This is a genomic window from Pelagivirga sediminicola (assembly GCF_003072125.1).
In the GTDB taxonomy this organism is placed as follows: domain Bacteria; phylum Pseudomonadota; class Alphaproteobacteria; order Rhodobacterales; family Rhodobacteraceae; genus Roseovarius; species Roseovarius sediminicola.
The window spans coordinates 1-2587 of the sequence record NZ_QCYH01000047.1 but is presented as its reverse complement, the minus strand read 5'-3'; the positions used below and the strand labels follow the sequence as shown (position 1 = coordinate 2587).

At 55.6% G+C, this 2587-nt stretch carries 3 protein-coding genes; 2 read left to right on the top strand and 1 reads right to left on the bottom strand.

Annotated elements, in window-relative coordinates; genetic code table 11:
* Positions 1 to 199: 199 nt before the first annotated feature.
* Positions 200 to 853, bottom strand: a complete 654-nt coding sequence (locus DC366_RS19330; protein WP_108693774.1) for a GNAT family N-acetyltransferase — start codon at positions 851 to 853, stop codon at positions 200 to 202.
* A gap of 282 nt (positions 854 to 1135) precedes the next feature.
* On the opposite strand from DC366_RS19330, the gene DC366_RS19325 reads away from it, so the two are divergent.
* Positions 1136 to 1663 carry a hypothetical protein gene (locus tag DC366_RS19325; RefSeq protein WP_133176258.1) on the top strand — a complete coding sequence of 176 codons (528 nt, stop codon included), beginning with the start codon at positions 1136 to 1138 and terminating at the stop codon, positions 1661 to 1663.
* Between the two features lie 58 nt (positions 1664 to 1721).
* On the top strand, positions 1722 to 2486 hold the full coding sequence (locus DC366_RS19320) for a hypothetical protein (protein ID WP_133176257.1): 765 nt from the start codon (positions 1722 to 1724) through the stop codon (positions 2484 to 2486).
* Positions 2487 to 2587: the final 101 nt, after the last annotated feature.

Sequence of the window (2587 nt, the reverse complement as noted above, 5' to 3'; positions counted from 1 at the left end):
AGATCGCAAAATGCGCGCTGTTACGGAGGGCTCAATCCATCAGCCGCAAGCGCCATTGCCGCGGAGCGGCTTAGTCCAAGGGCCGCTCACATCACCCAGGCAGGGAGGTGCGGGAAGCAGTCGTTCGCTACGGTCTGGGCCAAAGTCCGCTATGCGGACAAAGCGGACTTTGGCTCTGATCGAAAACACTTCCCGCAAGTCAGACACGCAGAGGCTTGTACTGCTGTCCTTGATCATTGAAGTTTTCGGGCGCCAGCCAATCCTCATAGATAGGCTTCATGCGCTGCCAGTCCCCGGCCGTCATCGCGAACCAAGCCGTGTCACGATTGGCATTTTTCACGACCATGTGCTGCCGGAACACCCCCTCCGGGCGGAAGCCAAACCGCTTGGCCGCGCGTTTCGATGGATCATTCAAATCATTGCATTTCCATTCGAACCGGCGATATCCGAGGTCGAATACGCGATCTGCAAAAAGGTACAGGGCCTCGGTCGCCATTCGGGTCCGCTGCAATGCTGCACCCCACATGATGTTGCCAATCTCCACCACGCCATTGCTCGTGTCTATGCGCATCAAGGCCTGACGCCCCTCGGCGCGGCCACTGGCCTTGTCAATCACCGCGAAAAACATGGGATCGATCGACGCGGATGCCTCTTCCAGCCATGCATCGAACTCTATGCGGCTCGGTGGCTCTTCGGAGAGCCAGCGAAATCGGTCTTCTACCCCCGGGGCGGATGCTGCCATGAACAGTGTGTCAGCGTGGGCGGACACAAGAGGTTCGAGCCGCACATATTGTCCTTCGAGCGTAACGCGCTTAGGGCGTGGGCGCGGGACCCAATCTGTCAAATCCGTCATCCGGTGTGCTCCCTACCTGCTTGTTACGGACGCTGCCATCATCTGTAGGTAAATTGCAAGATGCCGTTCACTTTGGACCCCTTCCTGCCATTCATTGCTGTTGGAAATGGCACCGGCGTTGAGGTGGCAGGTGAAGGTCGGCTTGGCGGACCGGAGCTGCCGGTCGAAAACGGGCGGCTACACTTCATGCGTGAAATGGCAATGCAGATTGCTCGGCGGACACCATGATGGTACCCGGAAACCTCGAGCCGCTTTAGAATATATGAGAGCACGTCCGTTCGAATGAAACTGTTGAATGCAACACTCAAGAAAGCCAGCCTTCCGAAGGTAGCGTTGTTTGTGTGCGGTCTGTGCCTGCCTTTGAAACCTGCTTATGCTTGTATGCCTCTTAACAAGCCGCTGGATATCTCGATGTGTGTTGCGGGCACGGCATGGGAACTTCGTGAAGACAAGGGGGATAGCTTCCTCTTCTACAACACAGAAGATGGTTTTGCCGGTAGCGTCAGGTTTTTTGACGGGGGCACGAACGACGGGGTGGAAAGCGAGCGCGCCGCACGCCTCATGGCCCGCTCAGACAGTGAAGACTCCCAAGACTTCGCCCTCTTGAAGTCAGGAAGGGTTGCAAGCGGCAATTATGTTTACGCAGCACGCGGGACGATGGATGGCCGATCCAATATTTATGTGAATACTGTCTCTGTGGGCCCCACGAAAACGCTGCGCATCACCACTTGGCGCATAAGCGAGACCATGTCCGATAGAGATCGCAAGATGCATATTGCGTTCGGAAAGTTGCTGAAGACCGGGTTGTGATACGGCGGAGACGGTTCTGGTGTGAGGCAAACGCAACCCGTCAAAGAGGTGCCATACAGTGGGATTTTTTACAGGATCGAGCGCCGATGATCATTGCGGGCATTTCAACGCGCTACGTGAGATGGCAGAGGCGAAGCACGGAATTGCGATTTCCCAGACGCACAAGCGTGCAGAAATCTGGGATCAGGCAGAAACCGTTCTCAAGGCTCCGCTAGGGCAAGAGTTAAAGTCGTTCCTGGCTTTTCTCGCGGATATCGCTGCCAGCGAAGTTTTCGAAACGCTCGTCGGTGAGAAAGGGAAAATGAAATCAACCCAACCCTGCCAGTACCGCCTTGAGTTGAAGGACCTGAGCGATATTGACCCTTCGATCCAAGGGATCAGCTTCATGGAGACTCGCGATCATAGATCATACTTTACAATACTGAGTTCACATCAAGCTTGCTCCCCCTGTCCAACAGCAAACCGTTCGCTGCAAAGATACAAAGCGAGGCAGGAGCTTGTGCGTTCCCCGTATGGCGATGTCAGTCTCATCTCCTTCGCCTTGCGATTCTTCGGACAAGAGTCGACGAAAGAAGGTCGAGCGGTGAATACGGCCTCTTCAGATCCTGAGGCGTTCTTTAAAGAGGCAAGCCGGTGTTTTGGCGCTCCTGCTGAGTTGGGAGCCGGCGTGTATTTTTTCGAAGCCGATAATGTCGAGGTATTGATAAGGCCAATCGCCGATATCGGGATTACTCTGAACGTATTGGACGTGTGCAAGCCGTCGGCGGTTTCAGAAGAGCTTGCGAGGCTGTTGGATGTGGGGGTGGAGCTGTTCACAGCCTGACCGACCACGTCCAATGTCCGGCTTGGTGAAGGTTTTCTGAAGCGGGTCGCGGCGTGAGGTTCGCGTCTTGGCGGGCGGACGACCCGCGTTGGAAAACCTCC